The 16,544-nt window shown below is 64.3% G+C and carries 17 protein-coding genes; 3 read left to right on the top strand and 14 right to left on the bottom strand.

Features of this window, described 5'->3' with window-relative positions:
- Positions 1–5 precede the first annotated feature (5 nt).
- From OP498_RS15335 to OP498_RS15325, 3 genes are read right to left on the bottom strand one after another with little or no spacing between them, the layout of a single operon-like run.
- Complete coding sequence (locus tag OP498_RS15335; RefSeq protein ID WP_280554274.1) at positions 6–569, bottom strand: TRAP transporter small permease; 564 nt, start codon at positions 567–569, stop codon at positions 6–8.
- On the bottom strand, positions 541–1,725 hold the full coding sequence (locus tag OP498_RS15330) for a TRAP transporter substrate-binding protein (protein ID WP_280554271.1): 1,185 nt from the start codon (positions 1,723–1,725) through the stop codon (positions 541–543). Before OP498_RS15330 ends, OP498_RS15335 begins: the two co-directional genes overlap by 29 nt.
- A 46-nt stretch (positions 1,726–1,771) precedes the next feature.
- The gene (locus OP498_RS15325) at positions 1,772–1,993 is read right to left on the bottom strand and encodes a hypothetical protein (RefSeq protein WP_280554269.1); all 222 of its coding nucleotides are present in this window, start codon (positions 1,991–1,993) and stop codon (positions 1,772–1,774) included.
- A gap of 250 nt (positions 1,994–2,243) precedes the next feature.
- Between OP498_RS15325 and OP498_RS15320 the strand changes: the two genes are divergently transcribed.
- Positions 2,244–3,272 carry a LacI family DNA-binding transcriptional regulator gene (locus OP498_RS15320; RefSeq protein ID WP_280554266.1) on the top strand — a complete coding sequence of 343 codons (1,029 nt, stop codon included), beginning with the start codon at positions 2,244–2,246 and terminating at the stop codon, positions 3,270–3,272.
- Positions 3,273–3,276: 4 nt separating this feature from the next.
- On the opposite strand, the gene OP498_RS15315 is transcribed toward OP498_RS15320, so the two are convergent.
- The 7 genes from OP498_RS15315 to OP498_RS15285 all read right to left on the bottom strand — a co-directional run bounded on the left by OP498_RS15315 (position 3,277) and on the right by OP498_RS15285 (position 9,901).
- Entirely contained in the window at positions 3,277–4,281 is a 1,005-nt protein-coding gene (locus OP498_RS15315; RefSeq protein ID WP_280554264.1) for an Ldh family oxidoreductase, read from the bottom strand.
- Positions 4,278–5,219: a hydroxyacid dehydrogenase gene (locus tag OP498_RS15310; protein WP_280554262.1), complete on the bottom strand. Its 942-nt coding sequence runs from the start codon at positions 5,217–5,219 to the stop codon at positions 4,278–4,280. Before OP498_RS15310 ends, OP498_RS15315 begins: the two co-directional genes overlap by 4 nt.
- Positions 5,220–5,284: 65 nt before the next feature.
- On the bottom strand, positions 5,285–5,770 hold the full coding sequence (locus tag OP498_RS15305) for a tripartite tricarboxylate transporter TctB family protein (protein ID WP_280554261.1): 486 nt from the start codon (positions 5,768–5,770) through the stop codon (positions 5,285–5,287).
- Positions 5,770–7,296 (bottom strand): tripartite tricarboxylate transporter permease, encoded by a 1,527-nt coding sequence (locus OP498_RS15300; RefSeq protein ID WP_280554258.1) that lies wholly within the window; start codon positions 7,294–7,296, stop codon positions 5,770–5,772. The genes OP498_RS15305 and OP498_RS15300 overlap by 1 nt, the downstream gene beginning before the upstream one ends.
- A gap of 16 nt (positions 7,297–7,312) precedes the next feature.
- Positions 7,313–8,278, bottom strand: a complete 966-nt coding sequence (locus OP498_RS15295; protein WP_280554257.1) for a tripartite tricarboxylate transporter substrate binding protein — start codon at positions 8,276–8,278, stop codon at positions 7,313–7,315.
- A gap of 166 nt (positions 8,279–8,444) precedes the next feature.
- The gene (locus tag OP498_RS15290) at positions 8,445–9,614 is read right to left on the bottom strand and encodes a UxaA family hydrolase (protein WP_280554255.1); all 1,170 of its coding nucleotides are present in this window, start codon (positions 9,612–9,614) and stop codon (positions 8,445–8,447) included.
- Positions 9,615–9,616: 2 nt separating this feature from the next.
- Positions 9,617–9,901 (bottom strand): UxaA family hydrolase, encoded by a 285-nt coding sequence (locus tag OP498_RS15285; protein WP_280554254.1) that lies wholly within the window; start codon positions 9,899–9,901, stop codon positions 9,617–9,619.
- 219 nt (positions 9,902–10,120) lie between these two features.
- Between OP498_RS15285 and OP498_RS15280 the strand changes: the two genes are divergently transcribed.
- Positions 10,121–10,846 carry a GntR family transcriptional regulator gene (locus OP498_RS15280; protein ID WP_280554253.1) on the top strand — a complete coding sequence of 242 codons (726 nt, stop codon included), beginning with the start codon at positions 10,121–10,123 and terminating at the stop codon, positions 10,844–10,846.
- Positions 10,847–10,919: 73 nt separating this feature from the next.
- On the opposite strand, the gene htpG is transcribed toward OP498_RS15280, so the two are convergent.
- From htpG to OP498_RS15260, 4 genes are all read right to left on the bottom strand, one after another.
- Entirely contained in the window at positions 10,920–12,824 is a 1,905-nt protein-coding gene (htpG, locus tag OP498_RS15275) for a molecular chaperone HtpG (RefSeq protein ID WP_280554252.1), read from the bottom strand.
- An 87-nt stretch (positions 12,825–12,911) separates the two neighbouring features.
- Positions 12,912–13,385 carry a PaaI family thioesterase gene (locus OP498_RS15270; protein WP_280547828.1) on the bottom strand — a complete coding sequence of 158 codons (474 nt, stop codon included), beginning with the start codon at positions 13,383–13,385 and terminating at the stop codon, positions 12,912–12,914.
- On the bottom strand, positions 13,378–13,875 hold the full coding sequence (locus OP498_RS15265) for a PaaI family thioesterase (protein WP_280547829.1): 498 nt from the start codon (positions 13,873–13,875) through the stop codon (positions 13,378–13,380). The genes OP498_RS15270 and OP498_RS15265 overlap by 8 nt, the downstream gene beginning before the upstream one ends.
- Before the next feature lie 49 nt (positions 13,876–13,924).
- The gene (locus tag OP498_RS15260) at positions 13,925–14,293 is read right to left on the bottom strand and encodes a DUF1232 domain-containing protein (protein WP_280547830.1); all 369 of its coding nucleotides are present in this window, start codon (positions 14,291–14,293) and stop codon (positions 13,925–13,927) included.
- Between the two features lie 159 nt (positions 14,294–14,452).
- Between OP498_RS15260 and OP498_RS15255 the strand changes: the two genes are divergently transcribed.
- Positions 14,453–16,393 (top strand): transglycosylase SLT domain-containing protein, encoded by a 1,941-nt coding sequence (locus OP498_RS15255; protein ID WP_280547831.1) that lies wholly within the window; start codon positions 14,453–14,455, stop codon positions 16,391–16,393.
- Positions 16,394–16,544 lie beyond the last annotated feature (151 nt).

Here is a 16,544-nt window from a genome sequence, read left to right as displayed (position 1 = left end):
CCTCCTCAGTCAAACAACTTGTGGCCATCGAAGGGCGGTTCACCGCGCCGCATGCGACGGATGTCCGCCAGCATCGTCTGCACCACCCGGGATGCGATCAGCAGGAAGCCGATCGGGATCGCCATAAGGAAAATAGCCTGAGAGAGGCGCAGCCCGGGGGTCACCGAACCGAAGTTCAACGATGTCAGCACCGGTGAGATCGACAGCCACAACGCCCATACCGCCAGCACCAGTGTGGCAATGTCCGAGAGCCACCAGCCCAGTCGCTTCATCTTCGGGCCGCCGAGATTGACCAGCACATCGATACGAATGTGGGCGCGGTCACGGACCGCCGCGGCTGCGGCGATCCAGGCAAGGTAGATGAAGGAGTAGCGAGCCAGTTCCTCCCCCCATACGGAGGAATAATCCAGCAAAAATCGGCGGATGACTTCAATGGCAACCGTCAAGATGATCAGCGCATAAAAAGTCAGCAGCAACCAGCGTTCGCTCTTGCGATCGATGCGATCGCAACGCAGGCGGAAGGCATGCCAGGCATCCTTCTTAGGCGTTGTTGTCGACGTAGTAGCCATTCGACACCTCCGTAGCCGCCAGCAATTCATCGAATACTTCCAGGGAGCCGGCCAGCTCGCGCTTGGTGTCGTCCCAGGCCGGCAACTGGTGGCCGCAGCGCGCCTTCCACTGGGCGAGCTCGTCCTCGGTGGGCGAATAGATCTCGACCCCGGCCTGGCGCATCTGGAAGTAGGCATAGGCCCGCGCCGCCGGCACCTTGGCCAGGTTCTCGCGGAAGGTGACATCGGCGGCCTGGAGGATGCCCTCCTGAATCTCGGCGGGCTGGGCATCGAACCATTTCTTGTTACAGGTATAGACCTGGGCGTCGGGGACCGACTGGATGGTGGAGATGCTGGCCAGGATGTCGGTGAAGCCGAACACCAGCAACGCCTGAACGCTGGGATCCAGGGCATCGGCGACGCCTTGCTGAATCGCCGAGGTGGTCTCGCCCCAGGCCACCGGTGTGGGGTTCGCGCCGGCCAGGCGATAGACCTTCTGCAGGATCGCCGAGGACGGCACCCGGAACTTGATACCGGCGATGTCCTCGGGGGTCCGCACCGGACCGTCGAGCAGGCCTTTACGCACCGCCACGGTGCGCGGATCGATGCAGACGTAGCTCAGCACCTTGAAGCCACGCTCCTCCACCTTGTGGTGGACCACATCGCGCCAGCTATCGGAGGTCACCAGGTTGACCAGGCGCTGGTTATCGCCACACCAGTAGGGGATGTTGATCAGGTCGACCTCGGGGGCGAACGGGGAAAGGTTGGAGATAGAATGCTGCGCTATGGCGATGGTACCGTTCTGCACCTTGCTCACCAGGTCCCCGCCAGCACCAAGCTGCCCACCCGGTGCCAGCTTGACGTAGAGCCGGCCGCCGGTGAAGTTCTGCAGGTTCTCCTTGAAGTTGAGCTGCATGATCGGATAGGCCCGGGAAGACCCCAGGGTATAGCCGGTGGCCAGCGTCAGGGTGACCTCGGCAGCGGCGGCGCGCTCGCTCTCCTCCTGGGACGTCTGGGCCATGGCCTGCTCGGAGAACAGGGTGCCGCCGGCGGCACCGATCACCGCGGCGCTGAAGCCGTAGCGAGCCACGGCACCCATGAACTGTCGGCGCTCAGGCCGAGAGGGCCCACCAGTGGTATCGAGGTCTTGGAAAAACGGTTTCTTGAAAGGTGACATGGGCTTGCTCCTCAGAATTGTTGTTAATGCTTGGCCAGACTCAGGGTCATGGCGTGGAGGATTGTCGTGATTCGAGCCTTAGACATCCGGAGATGAAGAAGGCGGTTGCGACCACCAGCAGTGCCGCTTCCAGAGCCGACGCAATGTCGTATATCCCCGGGAAGAAGCGTTGCATGACGACGTTGAGGAAGAAGAGAGCGTACAGACCTATGGCCAGCCATATCAGGCCACCCAGGGTCTCGCTTGCCTTGCGTGGTGAATCCGACATGTTGCGTGCCTCTCACGGTAAATTGTTGTCGTCTGCCCGGCGAGGCCCCGCGCGCCTCAACCGGTCCAGGGTGCGGCGCCTGCTTGCCGATCCCCCACGGAGACCTATACTGACGGCAAGTAACTTGTAAGCGCTTACAGCCCATGACTCCAAGCTAGACTCATCTATATGACTTGTCCAGAAAAAATTTTCCTCGTCCTTCTATCGGCACAATTAACTGATTCACATAGACTAAAGAGGTGCCAGAATCATGAGCAAGGAGGTGCAGCGCACGTTGTTGGGTGATGTGGCCCGAGAGGCCGGGGTTTCAACGGCATCGGTATCGCGCGTCCTCAACGAGGCTCCCCATGTCAGCGAGCGGCTGCGCGAGCGCGTCAACTCCGCTATAGACCGACTCGGGTATGTCCCTGATGGCACGGCTAGGGCACTGGCCTCAAGGCGCATCGGTGCCATCGGGGCGCTCGTCCCGACGCTGGACAATCCCATTTTCGGAGCCATGATTGACAGCCTAGAACAACGGCTAAAGCGCCACGACTGCCGGCTGTTGATCGCCACCTATCGCTATGACTTGGATGATGAGCTCCAGGCCCTGCGAACTCTGGTACAGCAGGGTATCGATGGCGTCGTGCTGATTGGACATGACCACCTTCAAGGGGTGCAGACCCTGCTGCAGCGACGAGGTCTACCCTTCCTGAGCTGCTGGCACGCAGAGGATGACCCTGACTGGCCCAACATCGGCTTCGATAACACGCTCCCGGCACGTAACCTAGCAAACCACTTGTTGCAGTTGGGCCACCGTCGCCTCGCGATCGTCAGTGCTCCTACTGCAGGCAACGATCGAGCCCGCGCTCGTCTAGAGGGCTTTCTCCAGGAAACCGAAGCGGCAGGTTGTGCCCCACCACCGGAACGCATCGTCACGGTGGAATATGGTATCGCCGAGGGCGTCCTGGCCTTCGAGACCCTGATGGGACTGGACGCACCGCCTACCGCAATCCTCTGCGGCAATGACACCCTTGCCTTCGGAGTCATGCTGGCCGCACAGCGAGTAGGAATGCGCATCCCCGACGAGCTTTCCATCACCGGCTTCGACGACCTACCTCAGGCGCGTTTCATGACACCACCGTTGACCACGGTCGCCGTGCCGGCCAACGAAATAGGCAAACAAGTGGCCGATGCGCTGATCGCTCGCATCAGTGGCGAAATGCTCCCCCATCACCAACTGCTCGATGCCCCACTTGTATTCCGGGAGTCGACTGGCCAGCTTTCAACGAAAGATTAGCCGCTCAGCATGCTGCAGCATGGGCTTCAAGGGCGCGCAGCAGGCTGGAGGACAACACCACCCGCACACGCCCCTCTCGACGCAGTCGGAAGCGTCGCTCCCCTGGTATCCGGACACCGGGCTGATCCAGCATCGCCTCGAACATTGTTTCTGCATGTTCTACGAAACCTGAGGAGAAGCGCTTCGGATCCATCAACAAAATCAGTTGTCCTATGCTAGGCGGCGCACCATCGGCGTCGAAGAAGGAACTAGCCTGGAAGCCGAAATTGCTACCTGTTAGACCTGCAGTAAGCAATTCTACCATCAGCGCTAGGGCCGCCCCTTTTGCGTCACCAGCGGGTACCATGCTGCCGGCAATTGCCGCATCCGGGCTGGAGGTTGGCAGGCCGTCAGGATCCAGTGCCCACCCCTCCGGAATGGGTTCACCACGTTTCTTTGCCAGCATCACCTTGCCACGGGCCACCTTGGACAGTGAAAGGTCAATCAGCAGCGGGTCACAACCTCTACGCGGACAAGCGAATGCAATGGGGTTTGTCCCGAACAATGGCCGTTTACCCCCCCAAGGGGCCATGGCTGAAGGCGCATTGCTAAAAGCCAGCGCCAGGTAGCCTCGCCGCGCAGCCGCTTCTACCGGAGCACCAGCGACTCCGAAGTGGTGAGAGCAGGAAATGGCTACCGCAGCCACCCCTAACCCCTCGACACACTCATAGCCAACCTCGAGCCCTTGAGCTACCGCGGGAAAGGCCAGGCCATGGCAGGCGTCCACCCGCACTACGGCACCATCAGTCTCTAGGCGTGGTACCGCTCGAGCGTCGACCTTACCGCTGACTGCCTGATCTAGATAGAATGGCAGTCGTGCCAATCCATGAGAGGGCAGGCCGTCCTGCTCCGCCTCCAAAAGGGCCTCGACGGTGACCGCCGCCTCGGCCTCGCCAAAGCCCCGGCCACGCATTGCGGCCATGGCCAACTCGCGGGCCTGACCGAGCCCTAATTCGACACTCTCGCTCATTGGTGCACCTCCGCAGTGCGTGTCAGGACGCCCATGACGTTGTGGGCCGTCATCTCGCTGATGCGGGCGTTGGATTCCTCGGTGACACCGGCGATATGCGGTGTCACGATGAGGTTGGGGACCCCCTCAAACACCGATCCGGCGGGCAACGGCTCCTTCTCGAAGACATCCAGCATGGCCCCTGCCAGGCGCCCCTGGCGCAGCACCTCCGCTAGGGCAGCCTCGTCAACGGTACCGCCACGGGCCGCATTGATCAGCACAGCATCGGGCTTCATCCGGGTCAGAGCCGCGGCGTCGATCAGATGGCGGGTGGCCTCGGTCAACGGCACGTGGAGGCTGACCACATCGGCGGATGCGATCAACGTGTCCAGTCTCTCGTGACGGGTCACGCCCGCCCATTCTGGGGCATCCGCCAACAGGTGGGGATCGTATGCCGCCACCGTCATGTCCAGGGCCCTGGCACGTTTGGCGGTTTCCCGAGCGATGGCACCGTAGCCCACTAGTCCCAATGTACAGCCGGCCACCTCGTGACCAATCAGCGCCTGACGTGGCCACTCCCCCGCCAACATGGCAACGCTGGCGAAGTAGGCCTGTCGACGGAGCATCAGGGCACCGGTCAGCACGTACTCGGCCACCGAGCTACCATTACCGCCATGGGCCGGCTTGACCGCCACCCCCCGGGCCTCGCAAGCGGCCAGGTCGATGTTGTCGAGCCCAACGCCCAGGCGCCCCACAACCTTGAGGCGGGGCGCAGCGGCCAGCAGCTCGGCATCCACCCGGGTGCGGTTGCGCACGATGATGCCCTCGGCGTCGGCCACGGCCGCCAACAGGGCCCGGCGATCCTCCACCAGGCCGGGATCAAAGACCACCTCGAAGCGATCCTCGAGGCTGACGACAGCGCCCTCGTCCATGAATTCGGAAACCACGATCTTGCCCATGGGGGTCCTCTCCTCTCGCCGGGCCAAGCCCAGCATTCGTCGTTGTGTGGTCGCAGTAAAGCGCTTTAGCCCATCCACCACTTGCCCACCGGCAGCGGCACATTGAGCAGCAAAGCAAAGAGGCCATAGAAGCCGGCCACCAGCACGGCGCCGGCGATCAGGTGGCCCAGCAGCCGGCGCGGCGTCCAGGGCTCGTGCTGGGCAATCAGCATCAAGGTGACGAAGCTTGCCAGCCCCGCCAGCAGGAAGCCGGCCCAGGGCATGATCAGCGCCCAGGCAGTCATGGCGAGCACCAGCAGCACCCGGCGCGGAGTAGACCCCCGCTCTCGACCGACATTGCTGTGCACCCCATGCATGACCAATTGGCCGAGCCGCAGCACGCCGGCGATCAGGATCACTACAGCGATAGTGACGGGGAAAATGGCACCGAGCTGGCTCATGTCCCGGGCCTGCCAGATACATAGCCCGCTCACGGCGATGAACAGAAGCGGCAGCAGGAATTCGGAACGGGCCGAACAGGTGGCCTGCATCCTGGGACGTGCCTTCATCATTACGAAACCTCCTGGTGAGAACCCCCACCGTCATGGCCGCGCCGCCGGGCTCGGCGCACCTTGATCATGGGATAGAAGACGCTGAGCACCGAGAGGGCGATGATGGTTAAACTTATGGGACCGCCGAAGAAGGTCGATACGACGGCCCCGCTGGCCCGACCCATCAGGAAGCCCTGCACGAAGCCTTGTTCGGCGATGGGGCCGAGAATCAGCCCCAGCACGATGGGGGATGGCCGGAATCCGTAGCGATTGAGCAGCCATCCCACCACGCCCAAGGTCAGCATGATCACCACGTCGCTGACGCTGTTGCGGATGGCATAGGTCCCGATCACGGTCATGAAGGCGATGGTCGGCACCAATAGTGCCTTGGGGATGGTGATGATCGATTTGAAGGCATAGCGGCCAATCAGCAGCCCCAGCGGCAGCAGCAGGCAGGTAGCCAGGAAGAGTCCGCCGATGAAGGTGTAGGTGATGCTGGCGTTGGTAGTGAACAGCTCCGGCCCGGTACGGAAGCCCTGTACCAGCAGCGCACCCAGGATCACCGCGTCCGGCGGAGTGCCGGGGATGCCTAGTACCAGGGTGGGAATGAAGCCACCGCCCACGGTGGCGTTGTTGGCCGACTCGGTGGCCAGCACGCCTTGGGGATTACCCTTGCCGAAGCTCGAGGCGTCGCGAGAGGCGCGCCGCGCTTCGGAGTAGGACACCAGACTGGCAATGGAGCCCCCGGCGCCGGGCAGGATGGCCACCACCGTTCCGATAGTGGCGGAGCGCAGCAGGTTGAGCTTGCCGAGCCAGGCATGCCCCAGACCCTCACGCAGGCGGATGCCACGCTGCTCTTCATCGACCTTGAGGTGTGCCTCGGGCGTCGCCACGAGATCGATGAGGACGGGAATACAGTACAGGCCGATCAGCGCCGATACCGTCTCGATGCCGCCCAGCAGGACCTGGGAGCCAAAGGTATAGCGAGTGTCGCCGCCCACCACGGCCACACCGATAGTCGAGAGCAGCAGCCCGAAGCCCGCCCCCATGAACCCCTTGAGGGTGGACCCCTCGGACAGCGCCGAGATCAGCGTCAGCCCGAAGATCGCCAGCCAGAAGTACTCCACAGGCCCGAAGCTAAGGGCCACCTGGGCCAGCAGCGGTGCCAGGGTCAGCAGGGCCAGCACCCCGACCACCCCGCCGGCGACCGAGGCCAGCGTCGAGAGGGTGACCGCCAGGTCGCCGTCGCCGCGCTTGGCCATGGGGAAGCCGTCGAAGGTGGTAGCGATGGCCGAGGGGGTCCCCGGCGTATTGACCAGGATGGCAGAATAGGAGCCGCCATAGATCGCCCCGGTGTAGATGGCCCCCAGCATGATAAGCGCCGATTCCGGCGCCATGCCGAAGGTTACCGGGACCAGCACCGCCACCGCCATGGTGGCCGATAGCCCCGGCAGGGCCCCGATGATGATCCCCGAGGCCACCCCGAGTAGCGCCAACCCCAGGTTCACCGGGGACAGGGCGCCCAATGTATAGCTGAGAATCTCCATGCGGCTCCTCCCCGGATCAGTCGATCAGGCCGAGTTCACGAGCAGTGGCCTCGTAGACCTCCTGACGCTCCGCCATGAAGGCGTCCATCTCCTCGAGCGGGACGTCCATCAACACGAAGCCCAGGTCCTGCATCTCCTGTTGGAACTCAGGATTCTCGTTGATCTGCTGGAAGATCTCGGACAGTTCCTGCTGAACCTCCTCGGGCGTGCCCTCCGGCACTGCCATGCCGCGGTAGGCGCCGCCGACCATGTCGTAGCCAAGCTCATTGAAGGTCGGCACGTCCGGGAACATGGGGTGACGCTCCTCGGCCGCTACCGCCAGCATGCGTACCTTGTCCTGATGGTTGGCGGCCACCGTGGTGTAGCCCCACTCGGCCTGGACTTGGCCGCCGAGCAGCGCCGTCACCGCCGCCCCGGTGCCCTTGAACGGGATGTAGGTGGTGGTGATGTCGGCGAGTTGTTGGAAGCGGGTGTTTGCCACGTCGTTGGCGCTGTAGGTACCGCTGCCGGAGAAGGTCACCGCCCCAGGGGTCTGCTCGGCGGCCTGGATCAGGTCGTCAAGGGTCTCGTAGGGGCTGTCGTTGCGCACTAAGATGGCGTCGGGCGAGTAATGGAAGTAGAAGAAGTTGTTCAGGTCCTCAGTCTGGAAGCCGACGTCCTTGCCCATGGGCTTGAGGATGATGTGAGGCAGGTTGGAGCCCATAATTCTGTAGCCGTCGTTGGACATGTCCGAGAGCTGGGACCAGCCCACGGCGCCGCCGCCCCCGGGCATATACTGCACCACCAGTTGCTCGCCGGTGATCTCTTCGAAGTATTTCTGTTGCAGCCGGGCGCTGATATCGGACTCGCCGCCGGGCCCGAACGGAATCACGTACTGAACATCCTTGCTGGGAAAGTCATCCGCAGCTGCCAGAGGCGTGAAACTGCCGACGATGGCCATTCCGAACCCCGTGGCCAGGGCGATTGAGTGAGTGACTCGCATGACGTACCTCCAGATATTGTCGTTGTCGTCTTGAGCTTGCATGCATTGCACCGTCGGGCTTGTCACTAACCCGACGCCTTAGAAGTTAGAAAACGAAGAGGCACCTCCTCTCTCGATGAAGGCAAAGGAAACTCCCCCACCGTGGGGCGGGGGTGTGTCGTTGATATCAAGCGCTCTCGTAGAGACGCGTCAGCACGAACTCACGATGTCCCAAGGCCTCGGCCGCGGTATTTCGACCATTGGCGGTGCGCAGCATCATCTCGAGCAACTGGTCGCCGGCTTCTTCCATGTTGATCTCACGCTTCAACAGGTGAGAGACATCAACATCGATGTGCTCGCCCATGGTGCGTACCGTCCGCGGGTTGGCACAGATCTTGATCACCGGCAGGATCGGGTTGCCGATCACGTTGCCCTGGCCGGTGGGGAAGAAGTGCACCACGTAGCCCGAGGCAGCACACAGGGTGACCATCTCGGCGGCGGCGGACGAAGAGTCCATGAACCACAGACCCGGCTTGTCGGGATGCTCGGCCTTGTCCAGCACCCCGTCGACCTGGCAGCGCTTGCCGATCTTCTGGATGTTCCCCAGCGCCTTCTCCTCGATGGTGGTCAGCCCGCCCTCGATGTTGCCCTTGGTCGGCTGGGACTCGGAGAGATCGCTGGTCTTGTGGCGGTCGATCATGTCGCTGTAGCGATCGAACATCGCCTGGAACTGCTCGCGAACTTCCGGAGTGGCGCAACGCTCGGCGACGAGATGCTCGCCCCCGGTCAGCTCCGAAGTCTCGCCGAACACCAGCGTGCAGCCCGCCTCATACAGCTTGTCGAACGCCGCTCCGACGGTGGGGTTGGCGCCGCAGCCCGAGGTGGTATCGGACTCACCGCACTTGGTGGAGACCCACAGCTCGTCGACGTCACACTCCTCTCGCTGCAGCTCACTGGCGTGCTGCACGAACTCGCGAGCCTTCTTGGAGGCGGCGCAGATGGTGTTGTGATCCCCGTTCTGCTCGATCCAGAAGCCCTCGACCGGCTTGCCGGTGGCCTTGATGCCGTCGACGACCTTGTTGGTCCAGCCCGGCTCGATGCCGATGACGATGACGGCGGCGACATTGGGGTTGCAGCCGGTGCCGATCAGAGTGCGGAAGTGCAGGTCCAGGTCGGCGCCGAACTGAAGCCGACCGTAGGGATGCGGAATGGCCAGGGTGCCCTTGATATTGTTGGCCACGGCTTCCGCGGCAGCGTTGGAAATGTCGTCGACCGGCAGCACGATGACGTGGTTGCGGACACCGACACGACCATTCTCGCGACGATAGCCCAGAAACTTGCGACCTTTGATTTCCATGCTTACCACCTCTTGGTTTTGACATTGTGGACGTGCAGGTGCTCGCCCTTCTTGATCGGCTTGATAACGCGACCGATATCTACGCTGTACTTGATGACGGTGTCACCTTCGGCCAGGTCGCGGATCGCCAGCTTGTGGCCAATGGGAATGGGATCGCTCACCTTGCAGGTAATGGTCTGATCCTCTTGCATGACCCACCCGGTCAGTTCCTGACCGGCCTGAATTCCCTCGACCACCGCGACGCCGACGCTGTCGTCGGCATCATGTACTACGAAGTCGATGCTCATGATGTTTCTTCTCCACTTGTGAGGTCTGTTGGCGTTATCTCGATTCGAGCTCGAGATCACGACTGTGGCGAACGGGATACTGCGAAGCCTCAATTCATATATATGACATATGATACAGGGTAGTCAAGTCATCTACATGTTTTTTTGCTATCATCCTTCAACGCCGTAGCATTCGATGGAAACGGATGCTGCACAGGCAACACAGCCAAGGGACCGCACATGAACGACCCGCTGAAACCCAGCTATCGACCGCTCTACCAGCAGATCAAGGAGGCACTGCTATCACGCATCGTTTCAGGGGATTGGCCACCAGGTACCTTCATCCCCAGCGAGTCAGCCCTGTCGCAGGAGTACGGGGTCAGCGTAGGCACTCTGCGCAAGGCTGTAGATGCCCTGGCCAGCGATCATGTGGTGATTCGTCATCAGGGCAAGGGCACCGTGGTTGCAACCCACGACAGTGACCGCTCACTGTTCCAGTTCTTCCATCTCACACGCATCGATGGTACTCGCTCGCTACCCGTGACCCGGGTGCTGCTTCGCGAGCGCCGAACGGCCACGGCGGATGAGGCAGAGGTATTGGGGACTAAAGAAGGAACAGTAGTGGTGCACATCCAGCGGGTAAGGGAGTTGGACGAGATGCCGGCGCTGCTGGAGGATCTGGTAGTCGATGCGGCTCGCTTCCCGGCACTGGAAAAAGAGCCCCAGACTTTGCCCAACACTCTTTACCAGCTCTACCAGCAGCGATTCGGACAAAGCGTGGCAAAAGCGGAAGAACGTCTCTTCGCGGTGGCAGCGGGTGCTCAGGAGGAGAAGCATCTAGGCGTGGCGCTAGGCTCGCCGCTGCTGGAGATCCGCAGGATTGCTCGTGGGCTTCAGGGCGAAGCACTAGAATACCGAGTCTCACGCTGCGAGACCCAGCGGCACTGCTACTGGAACGTGCTCTGAACGCATGCCGGCCGCCCATTGGGGCGGCCGGCAGCAATTGAGGAGGTGCCAGCCATGGACGGCCGAATGGGAATCAAGCGCTCAGCAACGCATTGAGACGCTTGACGTAGGCGGCGGGATCGTCGAGGTGGCCGCCCTCGGCGATGATCGCCTGGTCGAGCAGGATACGCGCCAGGTCCTCGAAGCCCTCACCCTCGACACTCTCGAGGCGCGCTACCAGCGCATGCTCGGGGTTGAGCTCGAGGATCGGCTTGACCTCGGGCATCGGCTGGCCGGCGGCCTCCATGATGCGGCGCATCTGGAAGCCCATCTCGTGCTCGGGCAGCACCACGCAGGCCGGCGAGTCGGTCAGGCGGTGGGTCACCTTGACCTCCTGGACCTCGTCACCCAGCGCCTCCTTGACGCGCTTGACCAGGTCCTGCTTGGCCTTGGCGGTCTCCTCCTGGGCCTTCTTCTCCTCCTCGTCCTCGACGTCGCCGAGATCGAGCTCACCCTTGGCCACGTCGACGAGGTGCTTGCCCTCGAACTCGTCGAGATGGCTCATCAGCCACTCGTCGATGCGGTCATGCAGCAGCAGCACCTCGATGCCCTTCTTGCGGAAGATCTCCAGGTGTGGGCTCGACTTGGCCGCATTGAAGCCGTCGGCGACGATGTAGTAGATCTTCTCCTGCCCGTCCTTCATGCGCGAGACGTAGTCGGCCAGCGACTGGTCCTGAGTGGTGCTGTCGGTTTGAGTGGTGGAGAAGCGCAGCAGGCCGGCGATCTTCTCGCGGTTGGCGAAATCCTCCGCCGGGCCCTCCTTTAGCACGCTGCCGAAGGTGTTCCAGAAGGTCTGGTAGGCCGCCTTGTCCTTGGCCAGCTTCCCCAGCATGTCCAGCGCCCGCTTGGTCAGGGCGGACTTGATCTTCTCGACCTTGGGATCCTGCTGCAGCAGCTCGCGGGAGACGTTGAGCGACAGGTCGCGGGTATCCAGCACGCCCTTGATGAAGCGCAGGTAAAGCGGCAGGAACTGCTCGGCGTCGTCCATGATGAAGACGCGCTGCACATAGAGCTTCACGCCCCGGGCGCCATCGCGCTCATAGAGATCGAAGGGCGCACGGCCGGGCACGTAGAGCAGGCTGGTATACTCGAGCTTGCCCTCGACCTTGTTGTGGCTCCAGGTCAACGGATCGCTGAAGTCATGGGCCACGTGCTTGTAGAAGCCCTTGTACTCGTCGTCGGAGATCTCGCTCTTGGGCCGCACCCAGAGCGCGGTGGCCTCGTTGACGGTCTCCCAGGTGGTGGTCTCGCTGCCCTCGATGTCGTTGCCGTCCTCGTCCTTGGCGGCCTCGACCCTGGGCATGCGCACCGGCACCTCGATATGGTCGGAATACTTGCGCACCAGGCTCTTCAAGCGGAAGTCGTCGGCGAACTCGCGGGCATCCTCCTTGAGGTGCAGCACGACCTCGGTGCCGTGGACCTCGCGCTCGATATCGGCAACGGTGAACTCGCCCTCACCCCGGGAATGCCATTCGACGCCTTCGGCCTCGGCGCTGCCGGCCTTGCGGGTGCGCACGGTGATGTCGTCGGCGACGATGAAGCCGGAATAGAAGCCGACACCAAACTGGCCGATCAGCCGGGCATCCTTCTGCTGCTCGCCGGAGAGCTGCTTGAGGAACTCGGCGGTGCCGGAACGCGCGATGGTGCCGAGGTTCTCGATCACCTCGTCGCGGTTCATGCCGACGCCGTTGTCGCGCACGGTCACGGTGCCCGCCTCGGCGTCGTGGTCGATCTCGATGCGTAGCTCGCTGTCGCCTTCGTATAGCGCGTCGTTGTCCAGGGCCGCGTAGCGCAGCTTGTCGCAGGCATCGGCGCCGTTGGAAATCAGCTCGCGCAGGAAGATCTCCCGGTTCGAGTACAGGGAGTTGATCATCAGGTGCAGTAGCTGCTTGACCTCGGTCTGGAAGCCGAGGGTTTCCTCATGAGTCGCGGTAGTCATGTGGCTGGGACCCCTCTTTCGACATGACGATGGTGGCGAGGCCACCGGTACGGAACTGTCGTCGATATGGGGCCCGGTAGCCGTTTTTCAAGCGCCTGCCTCGGCGGGATCGCCGAGCACGAAGTGCAACCGCGCGGTGGCTACCGGCACCGCCTCGCTCTCCTGCCAGGCGCAGACCCGCACGTTGCCCATGCGCCGCCCCTCGCGCAGCAGGCTGCAGCGGGCCAGGGTCGGCACCACCCGCGCCGTGCGCAGATAGTCGATGGAGATGTCGACGATGCGCGGCAGGCGCGGCGCACGGGTGGCGAGCATCAGGTCCAGGGTCGCCGCGGTCTCCATGAAGGCGGCCACCACCCCACCATGCAGCGCCGGCAGCAGGACGTTGCCGACATTGCCCTCGCGGGGGTCGAGGCGGAACAGCAGGCCCTCGCCCTGCGGGTCGTCGGAGACCGCCGAGACCCCGATGCGCCGGGCGTAGGGCACCAGGGCCAACCAGGCCTCGACATCGCCCTCGGCGCGGGTCCTCGCCAGCCACTCGACATTGTCGAAGCCCTCACGCATGGTCGTCCTCCTCCGCGAACAGCGCCTCGGCGAAGCCGTCGGGCGTATTGCGCGGCCCCAGCCGCACGAAGTTGCCAATGCCTCGGGCCAGCGGCCGCCCCGCTTCCTGCCACAGGATGCCCTCAGTGAAGACCACCGACTCGGTGACCCGAATCACGCGCGCTTCGGCGAGGATGGCCCGCCCCGCCACCCCCGGCCGGAAGTGGTCGACCCGCAGGTCCAGGGTCGGACAGATCTCCGGCGCCGGTAGGGCCGGCAACACTGCCGAACCGCAGGCGGTGTCCAGCAGCATGGTCAGCACCCCACCGTGCACCAGCCCCCGGGCGGTATCGCCGAGCAGGTCGTCGCACCAGGGCAGGCGCATGGTGGTCACCTCGGGGGTGACCTCGAGCACCTCGAGGCCCAATTCACGGGTGTGCGTGATCGCCGTGACGAAGCGCGTCAGGGCGCGACGCCAGTCGGCGTCGCTCGGGGTCTGGCCGTGGGTCATCCGGGCCTCGCAGGTGGCAACAGGGAAACGAAGATTTCAAACGATCGTATCAAGATGGCGGCTCCACGTCGCCTCGATCGTCGCCGGAAGGCGGGTCACTCCCCGCCCCGCGCTCCCGCCAGGCACGATAGCCCGCCAGACGCCGGTCGACCCGGGTCAACAGCCAGCCGACGATCACCGCATCGTCCACCAACCCCAGCAGCACGAACATATCGGGGATCAGGTCAAGCGGCGAGACCAGGTACGCCAGGGCCGCCAGCATCCACAGGAAGGCCCCCCACGGCACCGGGCGGTAGCGTCGCAGCAGCACATCGCGGGTCATGGGCAGGAACAGTCGCAGGGCGCGGCCGATATGGCCCAGCACGTGGGCGCGACGCCGCAGCCGCGCCACCAGCAAGCCGCCACGGAATCTGGCCATCTCGATCTCCTTGCCGACAGGCGGGAATACCGCTACACGATAGGATATCCACTCCCTCACGGACAGCCGCTGCCTGTCGGGCAACGGCGACACTACTCAAGTGCCCTGCCATCGGCCACCATGGCAGATTGACGACCGCGAACCGCAAGAGGTCACGATATGTCCCCGTCATTCGGCCGCTGCAAGGCCCTGATCGCCGCCATCCTGTGTAGCCTGCCCCTGGCCGGCCAGGCCGATGACCGCGCCATGCGGGAGGCCCTGGAGGCCGCCCGCAACGCCCAGTGGGAAAAGATCGACCGGGACGCCATCGAGGATCATGTCCTCGCCGGCTACGTCGACTACCACCGGCTGCGCCAGCGCCTGCCGGAGGTGGATCCCGACCGGGTACTGGCCTTCATCGAGCGCCACGAGGACTCCCCGCTCAGCGACTGGATGCGCGGCCAGGCGATCGCCAAGTACGGCCACGCCGGGCGCCCGGCCAGCCTGCTGGCGGTCGCTGACGGCGTGCCCGAGGGCACCGCCCGCCAGTGCTACTACTACACCGCCCTGCTCGATCGCGCGCCGGCGGACGCCGCCCGGGGCGGCCGCGAGCTCTGGCTCGTCGGCCGCTCCCAGCCGGATGCCTGCGACACCCTCTTCGACACCCTGCGCGCCCGGGGCGAGATCGGCCAGGCGCATATCTGGGAGCGCATGATGCTCGCCTGGCAGGCCGGTGAGACCGGCCTGATGAACTACCTGGGCCGGCAGCTGAACGCCGACTGGCAGTCCGCCAGGACCAGCCTCGACCGGCTGCAGAAGGACTATGCGGCCGTGACCGAGGTCCCGGCCTGTGCGGGGCCCGGCTGCCGGGGCAGCGGGCCGCTGTTCGCCGCGGCCATGCACGGCTTCACCCGCGCCGACACCGAGGCGGCCCTGGAGGCCTGGCGCAAGATCGCCCCGCACCTCTCGCTGGCGCCCCGCCATCGCGACGCCATCGAGCGTGACCTGGCCTTCTATGCGATGGTGCGCGACGTCGAGCAGCACGGTGGCTGGCGCGACGAGGTCGTGGCACGCCTCGGCGATGCCGAGCTGCTGGAGCTTCGCGTGCGCTCGGCCCTGGCCGAGCGTGACTGGCAAGGGGTCATCGACTGGGTGCATCGCATGCCCGACGCGACCCGCCGGGAGGCCCGCTGGCAGTACTGGATGGGCCGCGCCCTGGAACAGCAGGGCGACCCCGCCACCGCGGAGGCGGCCTATGCCGCAGCCGCCGGTGAGCGAAACTTCTTCGGTTTTGCTGCCGCCGATCGCCTGGGTCGCCCCTACGCCCTGAACCTGGAGCGCCACAGCGTCGACGCGGCCACCCGCCGAAACGTCGCCGACTGGCCGGTGGTACGGCGTACCGAGGCGCTGCGGCGGATCGATGAACCCGGGCTGGCCAGCAGCGAATGGTACCGAGCCGTGGCCCGAGCCACCCCCGGGGAGGCCCGGGCCCTGGCCGACTACGCCGCGCAGCAGGGCTGGCTCGCCGAGCTGGTGCAGACCACCATCGTCGGCCAGATGTGGGACGCCCTGGCGTGGCGCTTCCCCGAGGCCTATCGCGATGACTTCCTGCGCTGGGGCGGCATGGCCGGCGTCGACCCCTACCTGCTGATGGGCATCGCCCGGCGCGAGAGCGCCTACAATCCTGTGGCCCTCTCCCCCGCGGGCGCCCGGGGCCTGATGCAGCTGATGCCGGCCACCGCGGCCCAGCTCGGCCGGCGCCTGGGGATCGGCGACCCCGGCCCCTACGGCATCCTCGACCCCGGGGTGAACATCCGCCTGGGCAGCACCTACCTGGGCGAGCTGATCGATCGCTATAGCGGCAACCGCCTGGCCGCCGCGGCCGCCTATAATGCCGGCCCCAGCCGGGTCGACCGCTGGCTGCGCGACGCGCCGGCAGCGTTCGACCTGTTCGTCGAGAGCATCCCCTTCCGCGAGACCCGTGACTATGTGCAGGCCGTGCTCGCCTACCGGGTGATCTTCGAGAGCCTGTCCAGAGGCGGCGAGAGCGAGGGCGTCACGATGCTGAGCCCGACGGAGAAGACGGTGCGCTATGATCGCTCGCTGCTGGCCAGAAACTGAGCCGTAAGCCGTAAGCCGTAAGCCGTAAGCCGTAAGCCGTTAGCCGTTAGCCGTTAGCCGTTAGCCGTTAGCCACTAGCCTAGGCATGATGACGGTTGACGACTTGAGCTTGAAGATTGTGGGGATGGGGGGGGGGGGGGGGGGGGGGGGG

The sequence above is a fragment of the Halomonas sp. 25-S5 genome, from assembly GCF_029889845.1.
Classification (GTDB): Bacteria; Pseudomonadota; Gammaproteobacteria; order Pseudomonadales; family Halomonadaceae; genus Halomonas.
This window is presented reverse-complemented; position numbering and strand designations above follow the sequence as displayed.